Origin of the sequence: Siccirubricoccus deserti (assembly GCF_014283215.1) — a bacterium.
Lineage (GTDB): Bacteria > Pseudomonadota > Alphaproteobacteria > Acetobacterales > Acetobacteraceae > Siccirubricoccus > Siccirubricoccus deserti.
In genome coordinates this window covers 104,581-129,636 of record NZ_JACOMF010000007.1, presented here as the reverse complement: position 1 = coordinate 129,636, position 25,056 = coordinate 104,581, and the positions used below count along the sequence as shown (strand labels likewise).

Below are 25,056 nucleotides of genomic sequence, written 5' to 3'. Positions count from 1 at the left end.
GCGCCGGTGGAAACCTGGCGCTATTTCGGCGGCCGCGCGCGGATCGCGGCTTCATTCACCTCGACACCCCAGCCCGGCCCGGTCGGCAGCACCAGCTCGCCATCCTCGATCACCGGCGGCGGGGTGAATTCGTCACGCCAGGAGACGCTGTCGATATCGATCTCCATCACCCGGAAATTCGGGATGGTGGCGGAGAAATGCGCGCTGATCATGCTGCAGAGATTGCCGTAGAAGTTGTGCGGCGCGCAGTTCACCTCATAGACGTCGCAGAGCGAGGCGATCTTCATCGATTCGCTGAGGCCGTTCCAGATGACGTCGACGATGCCGACGTCCATCGCATAATGCTCGAGGTAGGGACGGAATTCACGGCGGCCGTGCAGCGTCTCGGCCGAGGCGATGGGGCAGGGGGCCATGCGCTTGATGCTGGCCAGCGCCGGCGCGTCATGGATGTCGATCTCGAGCCAGGTCAGGTTGAACGGCTCCACCGCCCGGGCGACCTTCTGGAAGCCCTCCGTCCGGAAGTGGAAATTGCTGTCGAGGTGGATGTTCATCTCCGGCCCGACCGCGTCGCGGATGGTCTGCAGGTGGCGCTGCAGCAGGCTGAGCGTCCGGTTGTCCCAGTTCAGCTCCGGCCAGCCGGCATGGCGGCCGAAGCCGGGCGAGTACTGGTACAGCTTGCCGTCCGGCCCGGGGATCAGGATGTTGGTCTTGAGGCCGCGGAAGCCGAGCGCCTTCACCTCAGCGGCGTGGCGGGCCACCTCATCCCAGTCGAGCAGCGGCGGGGTGCCCATGAACTTCGAATTGCGTACCCGGTAGCTGCCGAAATGTGACCAGTAGACCGGGATGCGTTCCCGGATCGGGCCGCCGAACAGCGCATAGACCGGGATGCCGCGGGCGCGGGCGGCGATGTCGAGCAGGGCATTCTCGATGGCGGCGATCGCCTGCTGATTCAGCCCGCCGCGCGACTGCCGGGTCATCACATGCAGCCAGGCCGTCACCTCCTCGAACCGCCGCGGATCGCGGCCGATGATGAGTGGCGTCAGCCCCTCGATCACCGCGGAAAGGCCGGTGCTGCCGAAGCTTTCATTGTACTCGGACCAGCCGACCAGCCCGTCGTCCGTGGTGACCTTGAGGAAGGAGAACAGCCGCCAGCCAGCATCGGCGCGCAGGGTCTCGACCCGGGCGATCTTCATGCTTCCCCCTCCACTTCTTTCCGTTGTCTTACGGTGCGGCTCGGCGCTCCGGCGGCGGTGCTGCCGGGCGGCGGTCCGTACCGGTTAAGCGAAGCATGGCCGGCGCCTATCCACAAGCCGCCGTGCGGGCGCTAGCCTGCTGCGGCAAAGGGGAGGGTCCCATGGGCAAGCTGACAGGAAAGATCGCCTGGGTGACGGGCGCCGGCAGCGGCATTGGCGAGGCGGTGGCGGAGCGCTTCGGCGCGGAGGGCTGCATCACCGTCATCACCGGCCGCCGTCAGGACAGGCTGGAGCAGGTGGCGGAGCGCATCCGGGCGAAGGACGGTACCGTGCATGTGCAGCCGGCCGACCTGACGAAGCCCGCCGAGGTGCAGAAGGTGGCGGCCTGGATCGGCACGACGCTCGGTCGGCTGGACGTGCTGGTGAGCAACGCCGGTGTCAACGTCACCGAGCGCGACTGGAAGCGGCTGAGCCCGGAGGGGATCGACACCCTGATCCATGGCAACCTTTCCTCTGCCTTCTACGTGGCACAGGCAGTGCTGCCGATCATGCGGCAGCAGGGCGGCGGGGTGATGATCCACACCGCCTCCATGGCCGGGCGCAATGTCGGGCCGATGAGCGGGCCAGGCTACAACGCTGCCAAGCATGGCGTGGTGGCGATGAGCCACAGCATCAACATGGAGGAATGCGTCAACGGCATCCGCAGCACCGTCTTCTGCCCCGGCGAGGTGAACACCGAGATCCTGAAGCAGCGGCCGAACCCGCTGACCCAGGAGCAACTGGACCAGATGCTGCAGCCGGAAGATTGCGCCGACCTCATCGCCTATGCCGCGGGCCTGCCGCCGCATGTGACGATGAACGAGATCTGGCTGACACCGACCCATAACCGGGGATATGTCGCGGCGCTGGGGCGGAAACTCTAGGCGGCAACAGCCACCGTCATGCGCGGGCTTGACCCGCGCATCCCTCGCCGCACTCGGTGGAAGGGATGGCTGGGCCAGGCCCGACCACGACGAGGCTCACGACATATTAGGCACGAAGGGAGGCGACCGGTTGGCCGCTACTCCTTCACCGCGCCGGTCAGGGACGACACGTAGTAGTCCACGAAGAACGAGTAGAAAATCGCCACCGGCAGTGAGCCGAGCAGGCTGCCGGCCATCAGCGCGCCCCATTGGTAGACATCGCCGGAGACCAGCTCGGTCAGGATCGCCACCGGCACCGTCTTGCTCTCGCTGCTCTGGATGAAGGCGAGGGCATAGATGAACTCGTTCCATGACAGTGTGAAGCTGAAGATGCCGGCGGAAATCAGCCCCGGCACCGCCAGCGGCAGGGTGATCTGCCGCAGGATCTGCAGTCGCGTCGCGCCGTCAATCAGCGCGCATTCCTCCAGCTCATAGGGAATCGACTTGAAGTAGCCGATCAGCAGCCAGGTGCAGAACGGGATCAGGAAGGTGGGGTAGGTCAGGATCAGCGCCATCGGGCTGTCGAACAGGCCGAGCTGATAGACCATGGTCGCCAGCGGAATGAACTGGATGGAGGGCGGCACGAGATAGGCGAGGTAGATCGCCAGGCCGACATACTGGCTGCCCTTGAAGCGCAGCCGCTGGATCGCATAAGCCGCCAGGGTGCTGGCGATCAGCGAGATGAAGGTAGAGCAGATCGCCACCGTCATCGTCGTTATCAGCCACCGCGGATAGGCGGTGTTGAACAGCAGATGGTAGATGTGGTCGAGCGTCGGCGAGCTGATCCAGAAGGGGTTGTGGGTCTTGTAGTCGAACAGCTCGGCGTTCGGTTTGAAGGCGGTGATCGTCATCCAGTAGAAGGGGAAGAGCAGGATGATGACGAAGCAGGCCAGCGGCAGGTAGAGCGTGACCATGCGCCGCGCCTTGCTGTCCCAGGCCATGGTCTCCGGCTGGGCGGTGGCGGCGTTGCTGGCGGCCACCGGCTGGGGCAGCGTTGCGGCGTCAGTCATTGCCTTCTCCCTGCTGCCACTTGCGCCGTGCCAGCCCGAAGTAGCTGAACAGCGTGGCAAAGACGAGGAATGGAATCATCGAGACCGCGATCGCCGCGCCCTCGCCAAGTTGGCCGCCGGGGATGCCGCGCTGGAAGGCGAGCGTCGCCAGCAGATGGGTGGAGTTCACCGGGCCGCCGCGGGTGATGGCGTAGACCAGTTGGAAGTCGGTAAAGGTGAAGATGATACTGAAGGTCATCACGATCGCCAGGATCGGCAGCAGCATCGGGAAGGTGATGTAGCGGAAGCGTTGCCAGGCGGAGGAGCCGTCCAGCAGCGCCGCCTCATACAGCGAGGGCGAGATGGTCTGCAGCCCGGCCAGCAGCGAGATCGCCACGAAAGGGATGCCGCGCCAGATGTTGGCTGCAATCAGCGAGAAGCGGGCCGGCCAGGCGCTGCCGAGAAAGTCGATGTTGGTGGTCCGCCAGCCCAGCACATCGACCAGCAGGAAGGAGATGATGGAGAACTGAGGGTCGTAGATCCACCAGAAGGCAATGGCCGAAAGCACCGTCGGCACGATCCAGGGCAGCAGGATGATCGCCCGCAGCAGGCTCTTGAACGGCATGTGGTTGTTCAACAGCAGCGCCAGCCAGAGGCCGAGGGCGAATTTTCCGACGGTCGCGACGGCGGTGTAGAAGACGCTGTAGAACACCGCGTTCCACCACAGCGGGTCTTCCAGCAGGTACTGGAAATTCTCGAGCCCTACCCAGATGCCGCGGCGGCCGATGGTGGTGTCGGTGAAGGCGAGAAAGATGCCGAGGCCGAGCGGATAGGTCAGGAAGACCATCAGCAGCCCGACCGCCGGCAGCAGGCAGGCGAAGACCAGGAACGGCTTGTACTCGAACAACCTGACCAGCCAGCCAGGCTCCTGGCGGGCCGGACGCCAGGCCGGTGCGGTTGTGACGGACATGGCAGGCTCCCCGGTTGGGGGCGGCGCTCCCCGAAGGGGCGCCGCCGCCCGGTTCAGCGGCGGAAGATGCGGCGGGCCCGGCGCTCGGCCTCACGCGCCGCCTCCTGCGGCGTCGATTGGCCGGAAGCGACGGCGGCGCACATCTGCACCGTGACGTATTCCGCATTCGCCTGGCCGGAGGCTTCCGAAATCGGTCCCTTGTAGCCGTTCCAGAACTTGTTGTTCATGCTGTCCTTGAAGATCGCGACCTTGGGGTCGCTGCTCCACACCGCGCTGCTGCCATAGTTGGTCAGCGGATGCGCCCAATAGCCGAGGTTGGCGATCAGCCAGGGGTCGTACTGCTCCCGCTCCATCATGAAGAGCAGGAAGGCCTTGGCGGCGTTCGGGAAGCGGCTGTGCTTGAACACCATGGCGTTCAGGGTCAGCGGCGCGCTCGGCCAGCTTGCGGCCTGGCCGAGCGGCAACAGGCTGTGCTGGCTGTCCTCGGCGATCGGCGCCGTCGCCGGGTCGTTCTTCAGCGAGAAGTACAGCGAGACGCCATTGGAGGTGACCCAGCACTCATTCGCCGCGTAGGCGCGGTTGTTGCTGATATCGCCCCAGGCCAGCGTCCCCGGCACGAAGGTTGGATACAGCTCCTTCAGGTAGTTCAGCGCGGCGATGGTCTCCGGCTTGTTGATCGAGACCTTGCCTTCCTCGTCGGTGAGGGAGGCGCCATGCGACCACAGCAGCCAATTGGCGAAGCCGTTGCCATCGCCCACCGCATTGCCGAGGGCGAAACCGGCCGGCTTGTTCGCCGCCTTCAGCTTGCGGCAGAGGTCGAGGAAGCCGGCATGGTCGGACGGCGGATTCTCGAAGCCCACCTGGTTGACCGCCGATTTGCGCCAGACCAGAGGCCCCGCGGTGCCGCCGAAGGGCAGACCAATCCAGTTGTTGGTGCCGTGCCGCTTGCCGTATTTCTCGCCGACCGCCATCCAGCCGCCGTAGCGCTTGCCGAGATAGTCCGCGACGTCGGAAACCTCGATCAGCTTCTCGGCGAAGATGTGCGGCGCGTCGCCGAAGCCGATGATCAGGTCCGGCCCGGCGCCGGTGTTGGCGGTGACCGCGGTCTGCTGGGTGATGTCCTCCCAGCCGACGAAATCGACCCGCACCTGCACGCCGGTGGCCTGGGTGAAGCGGGCGGCGTTGGCGCGGAACACATCCTCATCCGGCTGTACGAAGCGGACCGGCCGCAGCATGCGGAGCGTGGCGCCCTGCTCGATCGGCAGCCGCGGCGCCGGCGTGTCGGTGGCGGCGATCGGCGCCTGGGCGGAGGCCCGGAAGGCGGCGAGGGCGGCGGCGGAGACACCCAGTTGCAAGGCACTGCGTCGGTTGATGATGTACATTCCCGAATGCTTCCCTTGGTTGTTCTTGTGGTTGCTCAGGCTGCGAGGCGTTGGCCGGTGCCGGAGTCGAACAGGTGCACCAGCGACAGATCCGGGCTGATGCCGATGATATCCCCCGGGCCGGCGGTGATGCGCTCGCGGAAGGCGCAGCTCATCAACGTATCGGCAAGGCGGACGAAGACCTGGGTTTCCGACCCGGTCGGTTCCACCAGCTGCACCCGCGCCTGAAGGCCATTGGGATCAAGGCGGAAATGCTCCGGCCGGATGCCGTAGGTGCCGGCGGCGGCCGAGGCGCCGGGCGGCAGCGGCAGCACCGCGCCCCCCGCCGCCTCGAAGCCGCCGGAGCCAACGCGGCCGGGAATCAGATTCATCGCCGGGCTGCCGATGAAGCCGGCGACGAAGAGGTTGGCGGGGGTGTCGTAAAGTTCGAGCGGCCGGCCGGCCTGCTCGACGTTGCCGCTGTTCATGACCACGATCTTGTCGGCCATGGTCATGGCCTCGATCTGGTCATGGGTGACATAGACGGTCGTCACCTTCAGCCGCTGGTGCAGTTCCTTGATCTCGGCGCGCATCTGCACCCTGAGCTTGGCGTCGAGGTTGGACAGCGGCTCATCGAACAGGAATACCTGCGGGTTGCGGACGATGGCGCGGCCCATCGCCACGCGCTGCCGCTGGCCGCCGGACAGCTGCCGCGGATAGCGTTGCAGCAGCTGCTCCAGGCCGAGGATCTTCGCGGCGCGCGCGACCTCTGACTCCATCACCGCCTTCGGCGCCTTGGCCAGCTTCATCGAGAAGGCCATGTTGTCGAAGACGGTCATGTGCGGGTAGAGCGCGTAGTTCTGGAACACCATGGCGATGTCCCGGTCCTTCGGCGGGACCTGGTTCACCACCCGGTTGCCGATCGTGATGTCGCCGGCGGTGATGTTCTCGAGCCCCGCGAGCATGCGAAGCAATGTCGACTTGCCACAGCCGGACGGCCCGACCAGCACCACGAATTCGCCGTCCTCGATGTCGACGTCGACGCCGTGCAGAACTTCCACCGGCCCGAAGGCCTTGCGAACGTTCCGGAACGCAACGTTTGCCATCTCGCCTCCCCTGTTCGGGCGCGCCGCCTGGCCCGCCCGCGCCTGCTTCTTTTGGTTGTGCCCGGGATTTCCTTGGCTGTGCCCGGGATCAGCCGAGACGAGAGACGCTGGTCTCCTTCGAGGTGATGAACTCCAGCAGCACCGGGATGCCGGCCTGGGTCTTCTCGATGCCGCGCCTGATGGCGGGGACGATCTCGGAAGGCTGGGTCACCCGCTCGCCATGGCCGCCGAAGGCCCGCGCCATGGCGGCGTAGTCGCCGGAGATGTCGGTGCTGCGGTATTTCTCGGTGCTGATCGGCATCACCTTCAGCTCGATCGCCATGGAGAAATTGTTCAGCAGGACGGACATGATCGGGATGCGCTCGCGCACCGCCGTCTCGAAATCCATGCCGGTGAAGCCGATGGCGGCATCGCCCCAGACGTTGATGCAGAGCTTCTCCGGCGCCGCCAGCTTGGCCCCCATGGCGAGGCCGAGGCCATAGCCAAGCTGCGTGGTCTTGCCCCAGCCGAGGTAGGAGAGCGGCGTGGTCGCCTTCCAGAAGGGCGAGATCTGGTCGCGCGGGCTGCCGGCGTCATGGGTGATGATGGTGTTGTCGCGGTCCACCGTGTGCTGCAGGTCCCACAGCACCCGATAGGGATTGAGCGGCGCGTCATTGCTGGTCAGCTTCGGCATCCACTCGGCCAGCCAGGGCTCGCGCACCGCCTGGATCTCCGCCGCCACGGGTGCCGGGTCGCGGTTGCTGCCGACCAGCGTCGCCAGCTCCGCCAGCAGCATATCCAGCGTCAGCGCCGCATCGCCGAGAAGGCCGAGATCCGCCCGCACATCCTTGTTCAGATGCATGGGATCGAGGGTCGCGTGGATGATCTTCGGGCTCTTCGGCATCTTCACGCCGAAATTGGTCTCGGTGAAGGAGCAGCCGATGCCGAAGATCACATCCGCCTTGTCGAGGAAGTGCCGCACTGGCTTCGAGATGGCGAGGCCGCCGGAGCCGAGCGACAGCGGATGCTCCTCGTTGAACGCCGACTTGCCGCCGAGGCTGCTGGTGACCGGTGCCGCCAGCAGCTCCGCCAGCGCCTTCAGCTGCGGCCAGGCCCGGGCCCAGTGCACGCCCTGGCCGGCGTAGATCACCGGCCGCCTGGCATTCGCCAGCAGCTGTGCGGCGCGCTTCACCTCGGCCGGATCGGGGCCGTAGCGCGTCGCCATGACCGGGATGTAGTCGAGTTCGCCGACCTCCTCATTCCACATGTCGGTCGGCACTTCCACCAGCACCGGCCCGCCGCGGCCGTTGCGCAGCCGGGTGAAGGCGCGGCGCATGATGTTGGAAACCTCGGCCGCCAGCACCACCGGCTCGGCCGATTTCACCACATGCCGCATGGCTTCGGAGGAATTGAAATTCGGGTCGATATGGGCGATCCGCCGCGGATAGCCCTGCGGCACCACCAGCACCGGAATGCTTTCACCATAGCATTGGGCGACGCCGCCATAGGCGTTCTCCGCCCCCGGCCCATGCTGCATGCAGAAGGCGCCGATCTTGCGGCCGGCGGTGACGCGGCTGATGGCATCCGCCATGTGCAGCCCGATGCGCTCCTGCCGCACCATCACCGGCCGGATGTCCTTCGCCGCAGCGAATTCGATGAGATGGTTCACCGGATAGCCGGTGAGGATCTCGACGCCTTCGCGCTTCATGATTTCCGCAATGGCTTCGCCGACCTTCATGGCCATTCCTCCCGCTGCGGGCCGCAAGAGCCCATTTGCGTCTCCGGTTTGCCCGGGGCGCCCGTTTCCGACGTCAGCCTAGCCTCCGGTGCGAGAGGGATGCAACCGGTGCGCCAGCGTCATGCCTGAGACGCTTCACCTGGCCGGGCATTGCGGCATACTGCACTGCGTCAATCCTGGCTGGGAGAAGAGCGATGCCGCCGAAGACCACCGAGGCCGAGTTCGAGGCGCTGGTCGCCCGCGCCGGCCTGACGCTGACCGCGGCGCAGAAGGCCGGGATCTACGCCGCCTTCGGCGGAATCGAGGCGATGCAGGCGCTGGTGCGCGCCCCGGCGCCGCCACCCGAGGCGGAGCCGGCTACCACCTTCTCGGCGGAGCCCGGCCGATGAGCGCGTCCGATCGGCCGACCGGCGGCGGGACGGCGAATCAGCCTCGGCCTACGGACATCCCCACCATTGCCGAGGCGGCGAAGCTGATCGCCGCGCGGAAACTCTCTCCGGTCGAGCTGACGGAGGCTTGCCTGAGCCGCGCCGAGGCGTTGGACGGCAGGCTGCACGCTTTCATCCGCAGGACCCGCGACACCGCGCTGGCCACCGCCCGGGCGGCCGAGGCGCGGATCATGACGGCAGGCCCGCGCGGCCCGCTGGATGGCATCCCCTTCGCCCACAAGGATATCTACTGCACCGCAGGCATCCCGACGACCGGGCATTCCCGCGTGCTGCAGGACCATGTGCCGGAGGCCGATGCGACCACCGTGGCGAAGCTGGCCGAGGCCGGCATCGTCATGCTCGGCAAGCTGGCGACGCATGAATTCGCCTTCGGCGGGCCGAGCTTCGACCTGCCCTGGCCGCCGGCGCGCAACCCCTGGAACCCGGAGCATTTCACCGCCGGATCCTCCAGCGGCACCGGCGCGGCGGTCGCCTCCGGCATGATCCTCGGCGGCACGGGGTCGGACACCGGCGGGTCGATCCGCGGCCCCGCGGCGCTCTGCGGCATCGCCGGCATCAAGCCGACCTACGGCCTCTGCTCCCGTGCCGGGGTGTTGCCGCTGGCGCAATCGCTCGACCACACCGGGCCGATGGCCTGGACGGCGGAGGATTGCGCCCTGCTGCTGCAGGCCATGGCCGGGCACGACCCGGCCGACCCGGCCAGCGCCGACCGCCCGGTGCCGGATTTCACCGCCCAGCTGGGACAGGGGGTGAGGGGCCTTCGCATCGGCATCATCCGGCACTTCCATGAGCTGGACCATCCGGTGAGCCCGGCGACGCTGAAGGGCATCGAGGATGCCGCCGCCTTCTTCCGCTCTGAGGGGGCGACGCTGCGCGATGTCGCGTTGCCCTCGCTTGCGGAGTTCAACGCCTGCGGCTGGATCATCCTGCTGACCGAGGCCTTCGCGGTGCACGAGGCCTGGATGCGGCGCGACCCGAATCTGTATGGCGAGTTGCTGCGCGACCGGCTGGTCCTGGGCGGGCTGCTCTCCGGCGCTGACTATATGGCGGCGCAGAAGAAGCGGCGGGCGCTGATCGCGGCGACGGTAGCGGCGACCGCCGATGTCGACATCCTGCTGACCGCGGCACAGCCGGGCGAGGCGGCGAGGATCGACGAGGTGCCGAAATGGGCCTTCATGGAGAAGCCCAACTTCACCATCCCCTTCAATGTCACCGGCTGGCCCGGCATCAGCATCTGCACCGGCTATGGCGCCGGCGGGCTGCCGGTGGCGATGCAGCTGGTTGGCAAGCCCTTCACCGAGCCCATGCTGTTCCGCGCCGCCGACGCCTATGAGAAGGCCCATGGCTGGCGCGCCCGGCGGCCGGAGATGGTGCCGTGACCCGTCCCGCCGCCGCCAGCCCATGCGCCGCTCGACTCCCCAGCGACCGGAGACTGCCATGAACCCGCTGCTGCCCGCGCCCGCCGCCCGCCCGCCCGCCACCATGGTCGGCGGCCGCCTGCCGGTGCTCGATGCCGCTCCCTTCCTGCGCGGCGAGGCCGGCGCGCTGGAGGCGCTGGCGGCCGAGCTGCGCTTCGCCCTGGAGAATGTCGGCTTCTACCTGCTCGCCGGCCACGGCATCGATGACGGGCTGATCCAGCGGACCTACGCCGCGGCGAAGCGCTTCCACGCCCAGCCGATCGAGGAGAAGCTGAAGATCCGGATCAACGAGCACAACCTTGGCTACATGCCGATGAAGGGTTCGCTCAACCGCACCAGCGCCTACAATCCGAACGGCAAGCCGAGCGTCAACGAGGCCTTCTTCCTGCGCCGCCAGCGCACCCCGGACGACCCCGACGTCATCGCCAACAAGCCGCTGCGCGGGCTGAACCAGTGGCCCGAGGGCATGCCCGGCCTCCGCGAGGACTGCCTCGCCTACATGGACCGCATGATGCGCCTGGGGCAGAGCCTGGTGCCGGTCTATGCCCGCGCCCTGGGTCTGGTGCCCGACTACTTCGAGAAGGCCTTCTCGCTGCCCAACCTGATCCTGCGCCTGACCCATTACCCGGCGGTGGAAGACTTCCAGGAGGGCGAGTTCAGCATCGCCCCGCATACCGACAGCGGCTTCATGACCCTGCTGCCGGCCAATCCGGTGGACGGGCTTTCGGTGCACCTGCCGGACGGGGTGTGGTTCGACATCCCGCATGTGCCGGGCACCTACACGGTCAACAGCGGCGACATGCTGCACCGCTGGACCAATGAGGTCTTCCTCTCCACCCCGCACCGGGTCCGCAACGTCAGCCCGGCGGCGCGCTACGCGATTCCGTTCTTCTTCGACCCGCATCCGGATACGATGATCGAGGCGCTGCCGGGCTGCGCCGGCCCGGGCCGCCCGGCGAAGCACCCGCCGGTCCTGTTCGACGACTACATCATCTGGTTCGCGCGCAAGAACTATGTCCACCAGCAGGAGGCGGCGGCCTGACCCAGGCGGCGGAGGGCGAGTGGGAGGGTTGGATGGCGGCGGCGCAGGCCGGCGATGCCCAGGCCTACGACAGCCTTCTGCGTGCCGCCCTGCCGATGCTCCGCATCATCGCCCGCCGCCGCATCCGCGACCCGGCCGAGGCCGAGGATGCGGTGCAGGATGCGCTGCTGACCATCCACCGGCTGCGCGACACCTACGACCCCGGCCGGCCGATCCGCCCCTGGCTGGTGGCGATCACCGAACGCCGCGCCATCGACCGGTTGCGCCGCAGCGGTCGCCAGGCGGGGCGGGAAACGCCGATCGAGGATTTCGGCGAAACCTTGTCCGACGCCGCAGCGAATCGAGGGGAGGCGAAGGTGGCGGCGGCTGAGCTGCGGGCGGCGGTGGCGGCGCTGCCGCAGGCCCAGCGCACCGCGCTTGGCCTGGCGAAGCTTGAGGATTTGCCGCTGGCCGAGGCCAGTGCCCGGTCCGGCATGTCGGTGGGGGCGCTGAAGGTGGCCACCCACCGGGCGGTGAAGGCGCTGCGCAGGCGGCTTGGCGTGGAGGAATAGGGGCGTGGAAGCCCAGCTGCGAAGCGAGGAACTGATCGAGCAACTGGCGTCCGGGCTGCGGCCGGTGCGGCGGATGGCGCCGCCGGCCTGGCAGGCCGGGCTGTGGCTGGCGCTGGCGGTGACGGCGATCGGCTTGGCAGTGCTGATCTTCGGCCTGCGGCATGATCTCGGCGCACGGCTGCGTCTGCCGCAGGAGGTGGTGCAGTGGCTCGCCTCGGTGGGCACCGGCATCTGCGCCGCACTGGCCGCCGCCATGCTGGCCCGCGCCGATCGCAGCCCTGCCTGGGGCCTGCTGCCGTTGCCGCCGCTGGCGCTGTGGCTGGCGAGTCTCGGCTGGGGGTGCCTCGCCGACGTCGCTCGGCTGGGACCGATCGAGGGCCAGCTCGGCACCAGTTGGGGCTGCCTGCGCTTCATCCTGCTGCTCGGCGCGCCGCTGGCCGCGGCGCTGCTGCTGCTGCTGCGGCATGCCGGGCCGGTGCGGCCGCGGCCGGTGCTGCTGCTCGGGGCGCTGGCCTCGGCAGCGCTCTGCTCGGCCGGGCTGACGCTGTTCCACCACCTGGATGCGGCGGTGATGGTGCTGCTGTGGCACGGCGGGGCGGCGCTGCTGCTGCTGGCGCTGACGGCCGGGCTCGGCGACCGGCTGCTGCTGCGGCCATCCGCTGCCCGTCGGCCGGGCTGAAGCGGCGTGAAGCCGCCACCGGCGCAACCTGCGGCAGGTGTATCGGCCGCCGCCATGACAGGATGCGGCATGGACATCGAAACCCGCATCGCCGGCCTCGACTGGCCGCGCATCACCGCCGAGCTGGACGGCTTCGGCGCCGCCCCGCTCGGCTGTCTGCTCTCACCTGCGGAATGCACGAAGCTCGCCGGGCTCTACCAGCGGGAGGAGGGATTCCGCAGCCGCGTCATCATGGCCCGGCACGGCTTCGGCCGCGGCGAGTACAAGTATTTCGCCGCCCTGCCGCCGCTGGTGGCGGGGCTGCGCGCCGCGCTCTACCCGCGGCTGGCGCCGGTGGCCGATGGCTGGAACCAGTGGCTGGGCGAGGCGCGGCGCTTCCCGCCGGAACTCGCCGGCTTCACCGCCGAATGCCACGCTGCCGGCCAGGCGAAGCCGACGCCGCTGCTGCTGCGCTATGGCCCCGGCGACTACAATTGCCTGCACCAGGATCTCTACGGCCCGCTGGTCTTCCCGCTGCAGGTGGCGATCCTGCTCTCCGAACCCGGGCGCGACTTCAGCGGCGGCGAATTCGTGCTGACCGAGCAGCGCCCGCGCATGCAGTCCCGCGCCGAGGTGGTGCCGCTGCGCCAGGGGGAGGCGGTGGCCTTCGCCGTCCACCACCGCCCGGTGCAGGGCAGCCGCGGCACCTACCGGGTGATGCTGCGCCATGGCGTCAGCCGCATCCGCGACGGCGAGCGCTTCACCCTCGGCGTCATCTTCCACGACGCGGCGTGAGGCGGTCGGTGTTCAGCAGCCGGTGATCCGACCGGAGGCGATGCAATCCTGGTAGCTCATCGCCCGGTGCAGCCAGGGGAACAGCAGGTATCCCGCCACCAGCACCGCCAGCACCACGGCCACCCCGATCAGCGGCAGCAGGTCCTGGCGGCGGCGGGGGGGATCGTCGGGCATGTCCCGCTCAGGCTGGACCGCACCGAGCCGCAGGGCAAGGCGGCACGGCCGCGCCTTCCCCTCATGGCCCCGGATGCTAGGCTGCGGCGAACCACCGAAGGGGAACGCCATGCCGGATCATGCCGGGCAGACCAGCAATGCCACCGTCGCGCTGCGCATGGCGGAGGCGTTCCGCCGCCACGGCGTGACCCTGACCTTCGGCCAGAGCCTGCCCAGCGCCTTTCACCTGGCCAGCCCGCACGCCGGCATCGAGCAGAAGGTCTACCGGCAGGAGAATGCCGGCGGCAGCATGGCCGATGGCTATGCCCGAATCGCCCGCAAGGTCGGCGTCGTTACCGCCCAGAACGGGCCGGCCGCCACCCTGCTGGTGGCGCCGCTGGCCGAGGCGCTGAAGGCCAGCGTGCCGATCGTCGCCCTGGTGCAGGAGGTGACGCGCGACGCCTTCGACCGCAACGCCTTCCAGGAGCTGGACCACCTCAACATGTTCGCCCCGGTGGCGAAATGGGTGAAGCGGCTGGACCGCGCCGACCGGCTGGACGACTACGTCGACATGGCCTTCACCGCCGCCTCCTCCGGCCGCCCAGGCCCGGCGGTGCTGCTGGTGCCGGCCGATCTGCTGACCGAGACGGCGGCGCCGGTCTCCGCCCTGCTGCGGCCGCGCCAGCTCTCGCTCGGCCAGGTGCCGCTCGACCGCAGCCTGGCCGACCCCGCCGCCGTCGCCGCGGCCGCCGATGCGCTGGCGGCGGCGAGGCACCCGCTGGTGGTCGCCGGCGGCGGCATCCACCTCTCCGGCGCGGCGGCGGAACTGGCCGCCCTGCAGCAGGCGGCGCATCTGCCGGTCGGCACCACCGTCATGGGCAAGGGCGCGGTGGATGAGACCCATCCGCTGAGCCTCGGCGTCATCGGCTATGTGATGGGGCAGGGCGCGCGGACCCAGGCGCTGCGGCCGATGGTCGAGCGCGCCGATCTGGTGCTGCTGGTCGGCAACCGCACCAACCAGAACGGCACCGATAGCTGGAAGCTCTTCTCCGAGTCGACCCGCTTCATCCATCTCGACATGGACCCGATGGAGGTGGGGCGGAACTACGAGGCGATGCGGCTGGTCGGTGACGCGAAGCTGACCCTTGCCGCGCTGACGGCGGAGCTGGGAAAGCGCGACCTTGCGGCCCGCGCCGCCGCCCGCCCGGCCATCGAGGCGGAGATCGCCGCCGGCGTCGCGACCTGGCGCCGCACCATCGCCGGCATCACCACCCGCGACGCCCCGCTCTGCCGGCCGGAGCGGCTGATGGCTGAACTCGATGGACTGCTGCGGCCGGAGGACATCGTCGTCGCCGATGCCTCCTACAGCTCGATCTGGATCGCCAACTACCTGACCGCACGCCGGCCCGGGCAGCGCTTCCTGACGCCGCGCGGCATCGCCGGCCTCGGCTGGGGCCTACCGATGGCCATCGGCGCGCAGATCGCGGCGCAAGAAATCTCCCCTGGGGCACGGGTATTCTGCCTCTGCGGCGACGGCGGCTTCGGCCACAGCTGGGCGGAGCTGGAGACCTTGCGGCGGATGGAACTGCCGGTGGTGGTGGCGGTGCTGAACAACGGCATCCTCGGCTACCAGAAGCATGCCGAGGAGGTGAAATTCGGCGAGCACACCATCGCCGTGAACTTCACCGCCGTGGACCACGCCGCCATCGCCCGCGCCTGCGGCGTGGAGGGCGTGCGGATCGAGGCCAGCAGCGGAATCCGCCCGGCGCTGGAGGCGGCGCTGGCGGCACGCAAGCCGGTGCTGCTCGACATGGTGACCGACCCCGACGCCAAGCCGCCGATCTCCTTCTACGCCGGCCACTACCCGGAGCCCTTCTGATGCTGGCGCTGCGCAAGACCCAAGCCGCCTTCGGCCTGGAGTTCCAGGAGATCCCCGAAGCCCCGCCGCCCGGCCCGGCCGAGGTGGTGGTGCGGGTCGAGGCGGTCGGCATCTGCGGCTCCGACGTGCATGCCTATGGATGGACCGAGGGCTACGGCTTCATGGTGCCGCACCTGCCGCTGACCATGGGGCATGAATTCGCCGGCACCATCAGCCGCAACGGCACCGGCTCGGGCTTCGCCGAGGGCGACCGGGTCGCCGTCATCCCCTTCGTCTTCTGCGGCCATTGCCCGGCCTGCCGCAGCGGCGACACGCGCAATTGCCTGAAGCGCGAGGGCATCGGCCTGACCCGCGACGGCGGCTTCCAGGCCGAGGTGCGGGTGCCGTCGCGCTGCTGCGTCGCCATCCCGCCGAACCTGGACAGCGAACTGGCGGCGCTGGCCGAGCCGCTCGGCGTCGGCATGGAGGCGGTGCTGACCGGCGAGGTCGGCCTCGGCGACACCGTGCTGGTGCTTGGGCCGGGCACCATTGGCCAGGCCATCGCGCTCTCCGCCCGGCTGGCCGGGGCGGCCCGGGTGATCGTCGCCGGCCGTGCCGACGCGCCACGCTTCGAGGTGCTGCGGGCGCTCGGCTTTTCCGACATTGTCGATGTCGCGGAGGGTTCGCTGCAGGAGCAGGTGCTGGCCCTGACCGGTGGCCGGGCCGTCGATGTGGTGCTGGAGGCAACCGGCGTGCCCTCGACCCTGAACGAGGGCATGGCGGTGCTGAAGAAGGGGGGCGTCATCGTCGCCGCCGGCATCCATGCCGAGGCGCTGACCCTGCCGCTGACCGATTTCGTCCGCATGCGCCACCAGCTCCGCGCCACCCATGGCGCGGAACGCCGCACCTGGGACCGGGTGATGGCGCATCTCTCCCGCGCGCCGGAGAGCTTCCGGCCGATGGTCACCCACCGGCTGCCGCTGGAACGCGGGCTGGAAGGCTTCGAACTGGCGCGGCAGCGCGCCGCCGGCAAGGTGATCCTGACGCCATGAGCAATTCGGAGAGGGTTGCCCTTGTCACCGGTGCCGCCCGCGGCATCGGCGCCGGCATCGCCGCGAAGCTGGCCTCGCTCGGCCATCCGGTGATTGTCGCCGACGTGATCGAGGAGCGGGAAGCGACCGCCGCCGCCATCCGCGCCGCCGGCGGCCGGGCCCGCGCCATCGCCCTCGATGTCGCCGCTGACGCGCAGGTGGCAGCATTGCCGGCGCTGCTCGGCGACTGGTGGGACAGGCTCGGCATCGTCGTGAACAATGCCGGCATCTCGCCGAAAGGGCCCGATGGCCGCGCGCGGAAGATCCGTGAAATGCCGGCCGAGGAATGGCGCCAGGTCCTGGCGGTGAATCTGACCGGTGCCTTCCTGGTCTCCCAGGCTTGCATCCCACCGCTCAGGGCGCGGCGCTGGGGCCGGATCATCATGCTGACCAGCCAGGCGGCGCGGGCGAAGAGCCAGATCGCCGGGGCGCATTACGCCGCCGCTAAGACCGGGTTGATGGGCTTCGCCCGCAGCCTGGCAACCGAGTTGGGGCCGGACGGCATCACTGTGAACAGCATCGCCCCCGGGCGAATCGATACGCCCATGGCGCGCGGCGCCGGCGCCGGGGTGAACGAGGCCTTCCTCGCCCAGGTGCCGATGGGCCGCGTCGGCACGCCGGAGGATGTGGCCGAGGTCGCCGCCTTCCTCGCCTCCGATGCCGCCGGCTACCTGACCGGGGCGACGCTCGATGTCGGCGGCGGCAGCTTCATGCCATGAACTCGGTGTAACCATCCGGGGAGGGGGGTTCCTTGACACCCCACCCCTCGGCAGGCTTCATCCCGCCGCCTGATGTGGCTCCCAAGGGGGGCGTTCCGCGGGCGCATCCCCGTCCCGGTAGGACCCGACCTTGAGCAGCTCCATGGCGAAGAACAAGTCCGGCGGCTGGCTTGAGAGCGTGAAGACCATTGTCTACGCGGGTCTCATCGCCGTCGGCATCCGTACCATCGCGTTCGAGCCCTTCAACATCCCCTCGGGCTCGATGATCCCGACGCTGCTGGTGGGCGACTACCTCTTCGTCTCGAAGTATTCCTACGGGTATTCGCGCTATTCGATGCCGTTCGGGCCGAACCTGTTCTCCGGCCGCATCTTCGGCTCGTTGCCGCAGCGCGGCGATGTGGCAGTGTTCAAGCTGCCGCGCGACCCGAGCCAGGATTACATCAAGCGCATCATCGGTCTGCCGGGGGACACCGTCCAGGTGCGCGGCGGCGTCCTGCACATCAATGGCAGGCCGGTGAAGCGGGAGCTGGTCGGGCCCTCCGACCTCGACCGCTGCTTCGGCCGGGAAGGGCCGAGGTCCTACCGCGAGACCCTGCCGGAAGGCCGGACGCATGGCATCCTCGAATGCTCGGACAGCAACGCGGCCGACAACACCCAGGAATACCGGGTGCCGGCGGGGCATGTCTTCGCCATGGGCGACAATCGGGACAACAGCCAGGACAGCCGCTTCCTCGATGCCGTCGGCTTCATCCCGGTGGAGAACCTGGTCGGCCGCGCCGAGTTCATCTTCTTCTCGGTCGACGGCTCCGCCGCCTGGTGGGAGGTTTGGGCATGGCCGCTCGCGGTGCGCTGGACGCGGCTGCTCTCCGCGATCCGCTGAGTGGTGCTGTACCGGCAGGCGGGCGGTGGCGCAGGTGCATGATCATGCGGCCATGACGGGCGGTGAGGCGTCCGCGCTGGCGGATTTCGCGCGGCGGCTGGGGTATGATTTCGCCCGGCCCGAATGGCTGTCCCAGGCGCTCACCCACCGTTCCGCCGCCGATCCGCGGCGCTCCCAGCTCGATTCCAATGAGCGGCTGGAATTCCTCGGCGACCGGGTGCTGGCGCTGGTCATGGCCGAATGGCTCTCCGAGCGGTTCCCGGAGGAGCGCGAGGGCGACCTCGGCAAGCGGCTCGGCATGCTGGTGGCGCGGGACACCCTGGCCAAGGTGGCCGACAGGCTTGGCCTCGCTGCGGTGCTGCGGGTGCCGGCATCCGAAGGCCGCGCCGGGTTGCGGGAACGCGCCAATGTGCTGGCCGATGCGGTGGAAGCCCTGCTCGGCGCGATCTATCTGGATGGCGGGCTGGCGCCGGCGCGCGAACTGGTGCGGCGGGAGTGGGAGGCACTGGTAGGTGCCGACCTGCGGCCGCCGATGTCGGCCAAGAGCCGGTTGCAGGAATGGACCCTGGGGCGCGGCCTCGGCCTGCCGGATTATCGGCTGGTCTCGACCACCGGACCGGCGCACCAGCCGGTCTTCGTCGTGGCGGTGACCGCCGCAGGGCGGGAGGCGGAGGGTATGGGCGACAGCAAGCGGGCAGCGGAACAGATGGCGGCGGAGGCCTGGCTGGCCGGGCGTCCTGGACGATGAGCGAGGCACCGCCGCCCACCGCCCCGCCCCTCCAGCCGCGTTGCGGCCTGGTCGCCGTGGTCGGCGCGCCGAACGCCGGCAAGTCGACCTTGGTGAATGCGCTGGCCGGCACCAAGGTCAGCATCGTCTCGCCTAAGCCGCAGACCACCCGCTTCCGCATCCGCGCCGTGGTGATGCATGCGGGCGCGCAGATCATCCTGGTCGACACCCCCGGCATCTTCGCGCCACGCCGGCGGCTGGACCGCGCCATGGTCGCCGCCGCCTGGGGCGGGGCGCAGGACGCCGACCGCACCCTGCTGATCGTCGATGCCAGGGCCGGGGTCACCGATCCGGTGCGGGCGATCTGCGAGCGGCTGGCGCAATCCCCACGGCCGGTGTGGCTGGCGCTCAACAAGGTGGATCTGATCGAGCCGCCGCGGCTGCTGCCGCTGGCCGCCGAGCTCAACACGCTGCTGAAGGTCGAGGAGACCTTCATGATTTCCGCCGAGAAGCAGCGTGGCCTGGACCGGCTGCTGGATCAGCTGGCCGCCACGATGCCGGCCGGCCCCTACCTCTTCCCCGAGGATGAACTCTCCGACCTGCCCAACCGTATGCTGGCGGCCGAGATCGTGCGCGAGCAGATCCTGCGCCAGACGCATGAGGAGGTGCCGCACCACGCGACGGTGGAAACCGAAAGCTGGCAGGACCGCAAGGACGGCAGCGTGCGGGTGGACTGTACGATTTACGTCGGCCGCGCCACCCAGAAGGCGATCCTGATCGGCGATGGCGGGGCCAAGGTGAAGGCGATCGGCCAGAGTGCCCGGCGCGAGCTGGAGGCGCTGCTGGAACGGCGGGTGCATCTCTTCCTCAACGTCAAGGACCGGCCGGGCTGGGACGAGGAGCGGGGCCGGATCCGCGCGCTGGGGCTGGAGGACGAGGGGTAGGGCGGCTGCTCGCTGCACCCCGGCTTTCACCGCCTTATCGGCCTGACGCCGGCGGACACGACCACCTATGTTGGCGGGATGGAATGGCAGGCCCCCGCGGTGGTGCTGGAGGCGCGCCCGCATGGCGAGGGCGGCGCCGTGGTTTCGGTGCTGACCGAGGCGCAGGGGCGGCATGCCGGGCTGGCCCGCGGCGGCGCCTCGCGCGCCCAGGCGCCACTGTGGCAGCCCGGAAATCTGGTGGAGGCGCGCTGGGTCGCCCGATTGCCGGACCAGCTCGGCGCGCTCTCGGGCGAGCTGCTGCATCCGGCGGCGGCGCTGGCGATGGAGGATCCGCTGGCGCTTTCCCTGCTCGCCGCCGCCTGCGCCGTGGCCGAGGCGGCGCTGCCGGAACGCGAGGCGCATCCGCGCTGCTTCCACGGGCTGGTCGCGCTGATCACCCGGCTGCCGGCCGGCGCGGCGGCGCTGCTGCCGGAGTATGTGCGCTGGGAGGCGGAACTGCTGGCTGAACTCGGCTACGGCCTCGACCTCGCGCGCTGCGCCGTGACCGGGAGCAGCGAGGATCTGGTCTGGGTCTCGCCGCGCAGCGGCCGGGCGGTCGGCGCCGAGGCCGGCGCGCCCTGGGCCGGGCGGCTGCTGCCGCTGCCGGGCTTCCTGCTGGGGCAGGGGCCGGCCTCGGGCCCGGTGGAGTGGCTGGACGGGCTCCGGCTGACCGGGCATTTCCTGGCACGGGACGCGCTTGGCCATCGCCCGCGCGGCCTGCCCGCAGCGCGGGTGATGCTGCAGGACCGGATCGCCGCGCTGGCCGCCCCGGCGGCGGCGCAGCCCCCGCCCGGCGATGGCCCCTTGGATAGCGGTTCGGCATGACCCGACCCGACACTGGGCCAGCGGCTGGACACATGGGCTTCGCCGCTTTCGCGAGAGAAGATGGTTCGGGTCTCCGGCGCCAGACGGATTGGAGAGGGACGGGGGATGAAGGGCGAGGCCAGCCTCCCCGCCGCTTCCATCCTACCCCGCTAAGCCACGCGCGAAGCCGATCAACGCCTCCGCCGTTGCCTTCGGCTGTTCCGGCAGCAGCGCATGCCCGGCGCGCGGGATGACGACCAACGAGATCCGCTCGCCCAACGCCGCCCGCAGCGTATCGAGCGTCGGCACCGGGGCGATGCTGTCCTCGGCCGCCGCGACATAGAGCACCGGCACCCGATCGGCGACCCGGCGCCACGCCGGATCCTGGGTCGCCGCCGTCGCCGCGCGTTGCATCCGGGCGACCGGCGGGTGCCAGCCCGGCAGCCAGACCCGCGCGTCATGCCCCGCGGCGAAATAGCCGCGCTCCAGGTGCTTCAGCCGCTCGGCATCCGACAGCGCCGGGTCGAAGCTGCCGTTGATCGAGGCGCGGATCTCCGGCGCCAGCTCGGTGCCGATCGAGGCCGCCAGCAGCGCCACGCCGCGCACCTGCTCCGGCTGCACCGCGGCGAGTGCCCGGGCGACCCAATTGCCGAAGGCGTGGCCGGCGACGATGGTCGGGCCGGCGCCCACCGCCGCCAGCACCGCGGCGACATCCTCCGCCAGATCATAGAGGGTCAGCCCCTCCATCGGCCCGGTGGAGGCGCCGATGCCGCGCGGCTCCGGCCGGATCACCCGGAAGCCGGCAGCGGCGACCAGGGGCGCGACCGTGTCGAAATCCTCGGCGCCGCGGCCGAGCGAGGGCAGCAGCGCGATGGCCGGGCCGCTGCCCTGCAGCAGCACCTCGATGCGCGTCGCGCCACGGGTGATGATGCGGCGTTCGACCGTCCCCTCCATCCCTGCCTCCCTTGCCCGGACCGCGCGACCCTGCCCGCCGCCAGCCGCGCAGGCAAGGCGCTGCCTGGCATCATGGCGGGCCCATCGCTTCGTGCGGCGAGTGGATGTAAAGCTTTGTCAGCGTGGCGCCGTTGCCGCCCCGCGCCACCGGGAGGAGTGAGCCCATGGACGCCCGCCACCTGCCAGACCGCTTTGACCCCTGGCCGCGCGAGCTCCGCCCGGCGGTGCCGATCGAGGGCTATGCCAACACCTTCACCCACCTGCCGTTCCAGCCGCCGCTGCGCCGGGCGCCGACCCGCACCGAGGTGACCGGGCCGCTCGGCCTCGACCGCAAGCTGCCCTGCGGCGATTCCAACCTGGCGATGCCGGCGCCGGGGCGGCCGGCGCTTGGTCAGCTCATCCACATCGCCGGCCGCATCCTCGACGAGGATGGCCGCCCGGTACGCGGCGCGGTGGTCGAGCTGTGGCAGGCCAATGCCGCCGGCCGCTACTTCCATCCGCACGACCAGCGCGACGCACCGCTCGACCCGAATTTCATCGGCACCGGCCGGGTGCGGAGCGACGAGGCGGGGCGCTACGGCTTCTTCACCATCAGGCCCGGCGCCTATCCGGTGCCCAATCCGCCCACCTGGTGGCGGCCGCCGCATGTGCATTTCTCGGTGCTCGGGCCATCGACCCTGAGCCGGCTGGTGACCCAGATGTATTTCCCCGGCGATCCCCTGAACCCGCTGGACCGCATCCTGATGTCGGTGCCGGATGCGGCGGCACGGGAGCGGCTGGTGGCGCGGCTGGTCCCGCCGGCGGAAGTCGGGCTCGGCTGGCTCGGCTACACCCATGACATCGTGCTGCGCGGCCGCGCCGCGACGCCCCCGCTGCCATGAGCACGGCCGCCCCGCAGGCGCGGCCGAACGTGCCGCTGCCGCCGAGTTCCTCGCAGACCATCGGCCCGTTCTTCCCGCAGAGCTTCTTCCGCCCCGGCGACAACGACCTGACCCGGATCTCGGCCGAGGCGGCGCCGAGTACCCGGGGCGAGCGCATCACGCTGCGCGGGCGGGTGACGCGGGAAGGCGGCGTGCCTTGCGTCAACGCCGTGCTGGAAGCCTGGCAGGCGGATGCCGGCGGGCGCTTCCGCCACCCGGCCGACCCCGAATGGCACTTGGCCGATCCGGATTTCCTCGGCTGGGGAAGGGCCTGGACCGATGCCGAGGGACGCTACGAATTCCACACCCTGCTGCCGGGCGGCTATGCCGCGGGCGCGGCGCGGCGGGCGCCGCATGTGAACCTCGCCATCATGGCCAGCGGCCTGATGCAGACCCTGACGACCACCCTGTTCTTCCCCGATTTCCCCGCCGAGAACGCCGCCGATCCGGTGCTGGCGCTGGTGCCGGAGGTGTTGCGCCCGCTGCTGGTCGCTGATCCGGATGGCATGGCGGAGGGGCTGCGCGCCTTTCGCTTCGACCTCCGCCTGCGCGCGGCGAGGGGGGAGGAAACTCCGTTCTTCGAGGAATGAAGGCGGCGCCACTGACTCACGCGGCAGGCCCGGGGACCTTGCATGGCCACGGCTGAAGCGTCCCTTCTCCTCGAACTGCGAGGCATCGTTGCCGAAGGCGATGCGGCGCCAGCCTGCCGCGGCATCGACCTCGGCGTGACGCCCGGCAGCGTGGTCGGGCTGCTCGGTGCCCCTGGCAGCGGCCGGCGGGCGCTGATGCGGGGGCCTTGTGGCCTGCGGCGGCCGGCGGCCGGCACCATGCTCTGGCGCGGCCAGCCCCACGCCCCGCGCCACCCGGCCGATGCGCTGGCCGCCGGTATCGCCCTGATCCAGGGGCAGGGCAGCCTGGTCGGCACGATGAGCGTCACCGAGAACCTCATGCTCGGCTGGCCAGAGGCCGGGCGGCTGTTGCGGCGGGTCCGGGCGGAGCGGCGCATCGCCGCGCTGGCGGCGGAGCACCGTCTGGTGGTGGCGCCAGAGGCGATGGCGGCCGGGCTGTCCCCCGCCGCCCGGCTGCAGGTCGCCATGCTGCGGGCGGTGCTGCGCGGCGCCGCGCTGCTGGTGCTGGAGGAGCCGACCGAAGGCCTCGCCCCGATCGAGACCACCACCCTGTTCGGCCAACTGCGGGCGCTCGCCGGCCGCGGGTATTCGGTGGTCCTTGTCTCCCGCCGACCGGCAGAGGTGGCGGCGGTCTGCGATTCCGTGGTGGTGCTGCGTGACGGTCGGGTGGCCGGCCAGCTGGCGGGGGCGGTGCCGGCGCGGCTGGCGGCGCTGATGGGCGACCCGCCGCCCCAGCCGAACCCGCGCACCCGGACCTCGCCCTATGCGGCGATCCGCCTCGGAGTCAGCGGGCTGGTCACCGCCGCGGCGCCCGGCGTGGCGCCGCTGGCCGGGCTGTCGCTCGCGGTGCGGCAGACCGAGGTGCTTGGCGTCGTCGGTGCTGCGGGCCATGGCCAGGAGGCGCTGGCGGCGGTGATCGCCGGGGTGCTGCGGCCGGACGCCGGGATGATCGAGATGGACCTGTTCGACGCCCGGCGCTGGTCGCCGGTGCAGCGGCGGCAGGCCGGGCTGGGCTTCCTCGCCATCGACCGCGACGAGGATGCGCTGGTGCCGGCAATGAGCCTGGCGGAGAACCTGGCCCTGCGAGATGCCGGCAGCCGGGCGCTCAGCCGCTTCGGCTGGCTGCGGTGGCGGACGCTGCGGCTGCGCGCGGAGGTGGTGATCATCCGCCATCGGCTGCGCGCCGCCGGGCCGCGCACGCCGGCCGCGGCGCTGCCCGCTGGCGACCGGCGCAGGCTCGCCCTGCTGCGGGAGGTGGCGCGGAAGCCACGCGTCCTGGTGCTGCTGGAACCCTGCCGCGGGCTCGACCCCGGCACCGCCGCGGCGGTGCGGCAGGAGGTGTTGGCGCTGCGCGAGGCCGGTTGCGCCGTACTATGGATCTCGACCGATATCGAGGAGGTGCGGGCGGTCAGCGACCGCGTGGCGGTGTTGGTCAGCGGCCGGGTGGTCGCCACCCTGCCGTGTGCCGAGGCTACCTCCGAACGGCTGGCCGCGCTGATCGACGCCGGGACCGCCGCCGCATGAGCGCCGCACTGCTCGCCCGCGGCAGGACCCGCGACCGGCCGGGGCTTACCGCTGCCCTGCGCCTGCTGGGCGCCCTTGCCGGGGCGCTGCTCGCGGGTGGGCTGCTGCTGGCGCTGTTCGGGCATGATCCGCTGGCGGCCGGCCTGACGATGGCCGATGGCGCCTTCGGCAGCAGCTACCGCATCGCCATCACCTTGAACCGCGCAGCGCCCTACCTGCTGGCGGCGACCGGCGTGGCGCTGTGCCACCACGCCGGGCTGCTGAACCTCGGTGCCGAGGGGCAGATCGCCCTCGGCGGCCTCGCCATCGCGCTGGTGGTACTGCCGGATGGCCGGGACTGGCGCTACCAGTTGGCGGCGCTGGCCCTTGCCATCGCTGCCGGTGCCGCCTGGTCCGGGCTGGCCGGGGTGCTGCTGGCGGTGCGGCGGGTGCCGGTGGTGCTGAGTACGCTGCTGCTGAACGCGGTCGGCCTGCTGCTGGTCGGCATGTGCTGCGGGCGCGGTTTGGCGAGTCGGGGGGCGACCCCGCGCAATCACCGATCTTCGGGAGCAAGATCTGGTTGCCCAAGGTGAGCGTGGATGCGGATCTGCACATCGGTCTGCC

At 70.4% G+C, this 25,056-nt stretch carries 26 protein-coding genes; 18 read left to right on the top strand and 8 right to left on the bottom strand.

Translation table 11 applies throughout. The features are described 5' to 3' along the window. Positions 1-20 precede the first annotated feature (20 nt). Positions 21-1,193, bottom strand: coding sequence for a mandelate racemase/muconate lactonizing enzyme family protein (locus H7965_RS08735; RefSeq protein WP_186770180.1), 1,173 nt, complete (start codon positions 1,191-1,193; stop codon positions 21-23). 161 nt (positions 1,194-1,354) lie between these two features. Between H7965_RS08735 and H7965_RS08730 the strand changes: the two genes are divergently transcribed. Beyond that, entirely contained in the window at positions 1,355-2,116 is a 762-nt protein-coding gene (locus tag H7965_RS08730; protein ID WP_186770179.1) for an SDR family oxidoreductase, read from the top strand. A gap of 137 nt (positions 2,117-2,253) precedes the next feature. Here the strand turns inward: H7965_RS08730 and H7965_RS08725 are convergent, their stop codons facing one another. The 5 genes from H7965_RS08725 to H7965_RS08705 form a co-directional block, all read right to left on the bottom strand. After that, the gene (locus H7965_RS08725; protein ID WP_186770178.1) at positions 2,254-3,165 is read right to left on the bottom strand and encodes a carbohydrate ABC transporter permease; all 912 of its coding nucleotides are present in this window, start codon (positions 3,163-3,165) and stop codon (positions 2,254-2,256) included. After that, positions 3,158-4,114: a carbohydrate ABC transporter permease gene (locus H7965_RS08720; protein WP_186770177.1), complete on the bottom strand. Its 957-nt coding sequence runs from the start codon at positions 4,112-4,114 to the stop codon at positions 3,158-3,160. The genes H7965_RS08725 and H7965_RS08720 overlap by 8 nt, the downstream gene beginning before the upstream one ends. 53 nt (positions 4,115-4,167) lie before the next feature. Then, entirely contained in the window at positions 4,168-5,496 is a 1,329-nt protein-coding gene (locus H7965_RS08715; RefSeq protein ID WP_186770176.1) for an ABC transporter substrate-binding protein, read from the bottom strand. A 35-nt stretch (positions 5,497-5,531) separates the two neighbouring features. Continuing rightward, on the bottom strand, positions 5,532-6,581 hold the full coding sequence (locus H7965_RS08710) for an ABC transporter ATP-binding protein (protein WP_186770175.1): 1,050 nt from the start codon (positions 6,579-6,581) through the stop codon (positions 5,532-5,534). Positions 6,582-6,669: 88 nt separating this feature from the next. Continuing rightward, positions 6,670-8,304, bottom strand: a complete 1,635-nt coding sequence (locus tag H7965_RS08705) for a thiamine pyrophosphate-requiring protein (RefSeq protein WP_261394115.1) — start codon at positions 8,302-8,304, stop codon at positions 6,670-6,672. Positions 8,305-8,492: 188 nt separating this feature from the next. On the opposite strand from H7965_RS08705, the gene H7965_RS08700 reads away from it, so the two are divergent. The 6 genes from H7965_RS08700 to H7965_RS08675 all read left to right on the top strand — a co-directional run bounded on the left by H7965_RS08700 (position 8,493) and on the right by H7965_RS08675 (position 13,211). Continuing rightward, positions 8,493-8,687 (top strand): hypothetical protein, encoded by a 195-nt coding sequence (locus H7965_RS08700; RefSeq protein ID WP_186770173.1) that lies wholly within the window; start codon positions 8,493-8,495, stop codon positions 8,685-8,687. Next, complete coding sequence (locus H7965_RS08695; protein ID WP_186770172.1) at positions 8,684-10,126, top strand: amidase; 1,443 nt, start codon at positions 8,684-8,686, stop codon at positions 10,124-10,126. Before H7965_RS08700 ends, H7965_RS08695 begins: the two co-directional genes overlap by 4 nt. A gap of 58 nt (positions 10,127-10,184) precedes the next feature. Then, a complete protein-coding gene (locus H7965_RS08690; RefSeq protein WP_186770171.1) occupies positions 10,185-11,207 on the top strand; it encodes an isopenicillin N synthase family dioxygenase in 1,023 nt (340 codons plus the stop codon). 32 nt (positions 11,208-11,239) lie between these two features. Further along, complete coding sequence (locus H7965_RS08685; RefSeq protein WP_186770170.1) at positions 11,240-11,758, top strand: sigma-70 family RNA polymerase sigma factor; 519 nt, start codon at positions 11,240-11,242, stop codon at positions 11,756-11,758. A gap of 4 nt (positions 11,759-11,762) precedes the next feature. Then, positions 11,763-12,437, top strand: coding sequence for an NrsF family protein (locus tag H7965_RS08680; RefSeq protein ID WP_186770169.1), 675 nt, complete (start codon positions 11,763-11,765; stop codon positions 12,435-12,437). 69 nt (positions 12,438-12,506) lie between these two features. Beyond that, a complete protein-coding gene (locus H7965_RS08675; protein ID WP_222440522.1) occupies positions 12,507-13,211 on the top strand; it encodes a 2OG-Fe(II) oxygenase in 705 nt (234 codons plus the stop codon). A gap of 12 nt (positions 13,212-13,223) precedes the next feature. Here the strand turns inward: H7965_RS08675 and H7965_RS08670 are convergent, their stop codons facing one another. Further along, complete coding sequence (locus H7965_RS08670) at positions 13,224-13,385, bottom strand: hypothetical protein (protein WP_186770167.1); 162 nt, start codon at positions 13,383-13,385, stop codon at positions 13,224-13,226. A 109-nt stretch (positions 13,386-13,494) separates the two neighbouring features. On the opposite strand from H7965_RS08670, the gene H7965_RS08665 reads away from it, so the two are divergent. The 7 genes from H7965_RS08665 (at position 13,495) to recO (ending at position 20,447) form a co-directional block, all read left to right on the top strand. Continuing rightward, positions 13,495-15,243, top strand: a complete 1,749-nt coding sequence (locus H7965_RS08665) for an acetolactate synthase catalytic subunit (RefSeq protein WP_186770166.1) — start codon at positions 13,495-13,497, stop codon at positions 15,241-15,243. Beyond that, positions 15,243-16,274, top strand: a complete 1,032-nt coding sequence (locus H7965_RS08660; RefSeq protein WP_186770165.1) for a zinc-dependent alcohol dehydrogenase — start codon at positions 15,243-15,245, stop codon at positions 16,272-16,274. Before H7965_RS08665 ends, H7965_RS08660 begins: the two co-directional genes overlap by 1 nt. Then, a complete protein-coding gene (locus H7965_RS08655) occupies positions 16,271-17,032 on the top strand; it encodes an SDR family oxidoreductase (RefSeq protein WP_186770164.1) in 762 nt (253 codons plus the stop codon). Before H7965_RS08660 ends, H7965_RS08655 begins: the two co-directional genes overlap by 4 nt. A 142-nt stretch (positions 17,033-17,174) precedes the next feature. Then, on the top strand, positions 17,175-17,912 hold the full coding sequence (gene lepB, locus H7965_RS08650) for a signal peptidase I (protein WP_186770239.1): 738 nt from the start codon (positions 17,175-17,177) through the stop codon (positions 17,910-17,912). Between the two features lie 52 nt (positions 17,913-17,964). After that, positions 17,965-18,660, top strand: coding sequence for a ribonuclease III (gene rnc, locus H7965_RS08645; RefSeq protein WP_186770163.1), 696 nt, complete (start codon positions 17,965-17,967; stop codon positions 18,658-18,660). Continuing rightward, the gene (gene era, locus H7965_RS08640) at positions 18,657-19,583 is read left to right on the top strand and encodes a GTPase Era (RefSeq protein ID WP_186770162.1); all 927 of its coding nucleotides are present in this window, start codon (positions 18,657-18,659) and stop codon (positions 19,581-19,583) included. Before rnc ends, era begins: the two co-directional genes overlap by 4 nt. A gap of 78 nt (positions 19,584-19,661) precedes the next feature. Then, positions 19,662-20,447: a DNA repair protein RecO gene (recO, locus tag H7965_RS08635; RefSeq protein WP_186770161.1), complete on the top strand. Its 786-nt coding sequence runs from the start codon at positions 19,662-19,664 to the stop codon at positions 20,445-20,447. 141 nt (positions 20,448-20,588) lie between these two features. On the opposite strand, the gene H7965_RS08630 is transcribed toward recO, so the two are convergent. Further along, complete coding sequence (locus H7965_RS08630) at positions 20,589-21,380, bottom strand: alpha/beta fold hydrolase (protein ID WP_186770160.1); 792 nt, start codon at positions 21,378-21,380, stop codon at positions 20,589-20,591. A gap of 164 nt (positions 21,381-21,544) precedes the next feature. On the opposite strand from H7965_RS08630, the gene H7965_RS08625 reads away from it, so the two are divergent. Genes H7965_RS08625 through H7965_RS08610 form a run of 4 tightly spaced genes read left to right on the top strand, consistent with a single transcriptional unit; the run spans position 21,545 to position 25,025 of the window. After that, positions 21,545-22,261, top strand: coding sequence for a dioxygenase family protein (locus H7965_RS08625; RefSeq protein ID WP_186770159.1), 717 nt, complete (start codon positions 21,545-21,547; stop codon positions 22,259-22,261). Continuing rightward, on the top strand, positions 22,258-22,890 hold the full coding sequence (gene pcaG / locus H7965_RS08620; RefSeq protein WP_186770158.1) for a protocatechuate 3,4-dioxygenase subunit alpha: 633 nt from the start codon (positions 22,258-22,260) through the stop codon (positions 22,888-22,890). Before H7965_RS08625 ends, pcaG begins: the two co-directional genes overlap by 4 nt. Before the next feature lie 42 nt (positions 22,891-22,932). Further along, a complete protein-coding gene (locus H7965_RS08615) occupies positions 22,933-24,453 on the top strand; it encodes an ATP-binding cassette domain-containing protein (protein ID WP_186770157.1) in 1,521 nt (506 codons plus the stop codon). Further along, a complete protein-coding gene (locus H7965_RS08610) occupies positions 24,450-25,025 on the top strand; it encodes an ABC transporter permease (protein WP_186770156.1) in 576 nt (191 codons plus the stop codon). Before H7965_RS08615 ends, H7965_RS08610 begins: the two co-directional genes overlap by 4 nt. Positions 25,026-25,056: the final 31 nt, after the last annotated feature.

What these genes read in the sequence shown, in the direction of transcription:
- recO (WP_186770161.1), top strand. Translation starts at nt 19,662, where the DNA reads ATGGAATGGCAGGCCCCCGCGGTGGTGCTGGAGGCGCGCCCGCATGGC.
- H7965_RS08695 (WP_186770172.1), top strand. Translation starts at nt 8,684, where the DNA reads ATGAGCGCGTCCGATCGGCCGACCGGCGGCGGGACGGCGAATCAGCCT.
- pcaG (WP_186770158.1), top strand. Translation starts at nt 22,258, where the DNA reads ATGAGCACGGCCGCCCCGCAGGCGCGGCCGAACGTGCCGCTGCCGCCG.
- H7965_RS08690 (WP_186770171.1), top strand. Translation starts at nt 10,185, where the DNA reads ATGAACCCGCTGCTGCCCGCGCCCGCCGCCCGCCCGCCCGCCACCATG.
- H7965_RS08700 (WP_186770173.1), top strand. Translation starts at nt 8,493, where the DNA reads ATGCCGCCGAAGACCACCGAGGCCGAGTTCGAGGCGCTGGTCGCCCGC.
- H7965_RS08715 (WP_186770176.1), bottom strand. Translation starts at nt 5,496, where the DNA reads ATGTACATCATCAACCGACGCAGTGCCTTGCAACTGGGTGTCTCCGCC.
- H7965_RS08665 (WP_186770166.1), top strand. Translation starts at nt 13,495, where the DNA reads ATGCCGGATCATGCCGGGCAGACCAGCAATGCCACCGTCGCGCTGCGC.
- H7965_RS08675 (WP_222440522.1), top strand. Translation starts at nt 12,507, where the DNA reads ATGGACATCGAAACCCGCATCGCCGGCCTCGACTGGCCGCGCATCACC.
- rnc (WP_186770163.1), top strand. Translation starts at nt 17,965, where the DNA reads ATGACGGGCGGTGAGGCGTCCGCGCTGGCGGATTTCGCGCGGCGGCTG.
- H7965_RS08610 (WP_186770156.1), top strand. Translation starts at nt 24,450, where the DNA reads ATGAGCGCCGCACTGCTCGCCCGCGGCAGGACCCGCGACCGGCCGGGG.
- H7965_RS08710 (WP_186770175.1), bottom strand. Translation starts at nt 6,581, where the DNA reads ATGGCAAACGTTGCGTTCCGGAACGTTCGCAAGGCCTTCGGGCCGGTG.
- lepB (WP_186770239.1), top strand. Translation starts at nt 17,175, where the DNA reads ATGGCGAAGAACAAGTCCGGCGGCTGGCTTGAGAGCGTGAAGACCATT.
- H7965_RS08625 (WP_186770159.1), top strand. Translation starts at nt 21,545, where the DNA reads ATGGACGCCCGCCACCTGCCAGACCGCTTTGACCCCTGGCCGCGCGAG.
- H7965_RS08655 (WP_186770164.1), top strand. Translation starts at nt 16,271, where the DNA reads ATGAGCAATTCGGAGAGGGTTGCCCTTGTCACCGGTGCCGCCCGCGGC.
- H7965_RS08685 (WP_186770170.1), top strand. Translation starts at nt 11,240, where the DNA reads ATGGCGGCGGCGCAGGCCGGCGATGCCCAGGCCTACGACAGCCTTCTG.
- H7965_RS08670 (WP_186770167.1), bottom strand. Translation starts at nt 13,385, where the DNA reads ATGCCCGACGATCCCCCCCGCCGCCGCCAGGACCTGCTGCCGCTGATC.
- H7965_RS08705 (WP_261394115.1), bottom strand. Translation starts at nt 8,304, where the DNA reads ATGGCCATGAAGGTCGGCGAAGCCATTGCGGAAATCATGAAGCGCGAA.
- H7965_RS08660 (WP_186770165.1), top strand. Translation starts at nt 15,243, where the DNA reads ATGCTGGCGCTGCGCAAGACCCAAGCCGCCTTCGGCCTGGAGTTCCAG.
- H7965_RS08730 (WP_186770179.1), top strand. Translation starts at nt 1,355, where the DNA reads ATGGGCAAGCTGACAGGAAAGATCGCCTGGGTGACGGGCGCCGGCAGC.
- H7965_RS08615 (WP_186770157.1), top strand. Translation starts at nt 22,933, where the DNA reads ATGGCCACGGCTGAAGCGTCCCTTCTCCTCGAACTGCGAGGCATCGTT.
- H7965_RS08725 (WP_186770178.1), bottom strand. Translation starts at nt 3,165, where the DNA reads ATGACTGACGCCGCAACGCTGCCCCAGCCGGTGGCCGCCAGCAACGCC.
- era (WP_186770162.1), top strand. Translation starts at nt 18,657, where the DNA reads ATGAGCGAGGCACCGCCGCCCACCGCCCCGCCCCTCCAGCCGCGTTGC.
- H7965_RS08630 (WP_186770160.1), bottom strand. Translation starts at nt 21,380, where the DNA reads ATGGAGGGGACGGTCGAACGCCGCATCATCACCCGTGGCGCGACGCGC.
- H7965_RS08720 (WP_186770177.1), bottom strand. Translation starts at nt 4,114, where the DNA reads ATGTCCGTCACAACCGCACCGGCCTGGCGTCCGGCCCGCCAGGAGCCT.
- H7965_RS08735 (WP_186770180.1), bottom strand. Translation starts at nt 1,193, where the DNA reads ATGAAGATCGCCCGGGTCGAGACCCTGCGCGCCGATGCTGGCTGGCGG.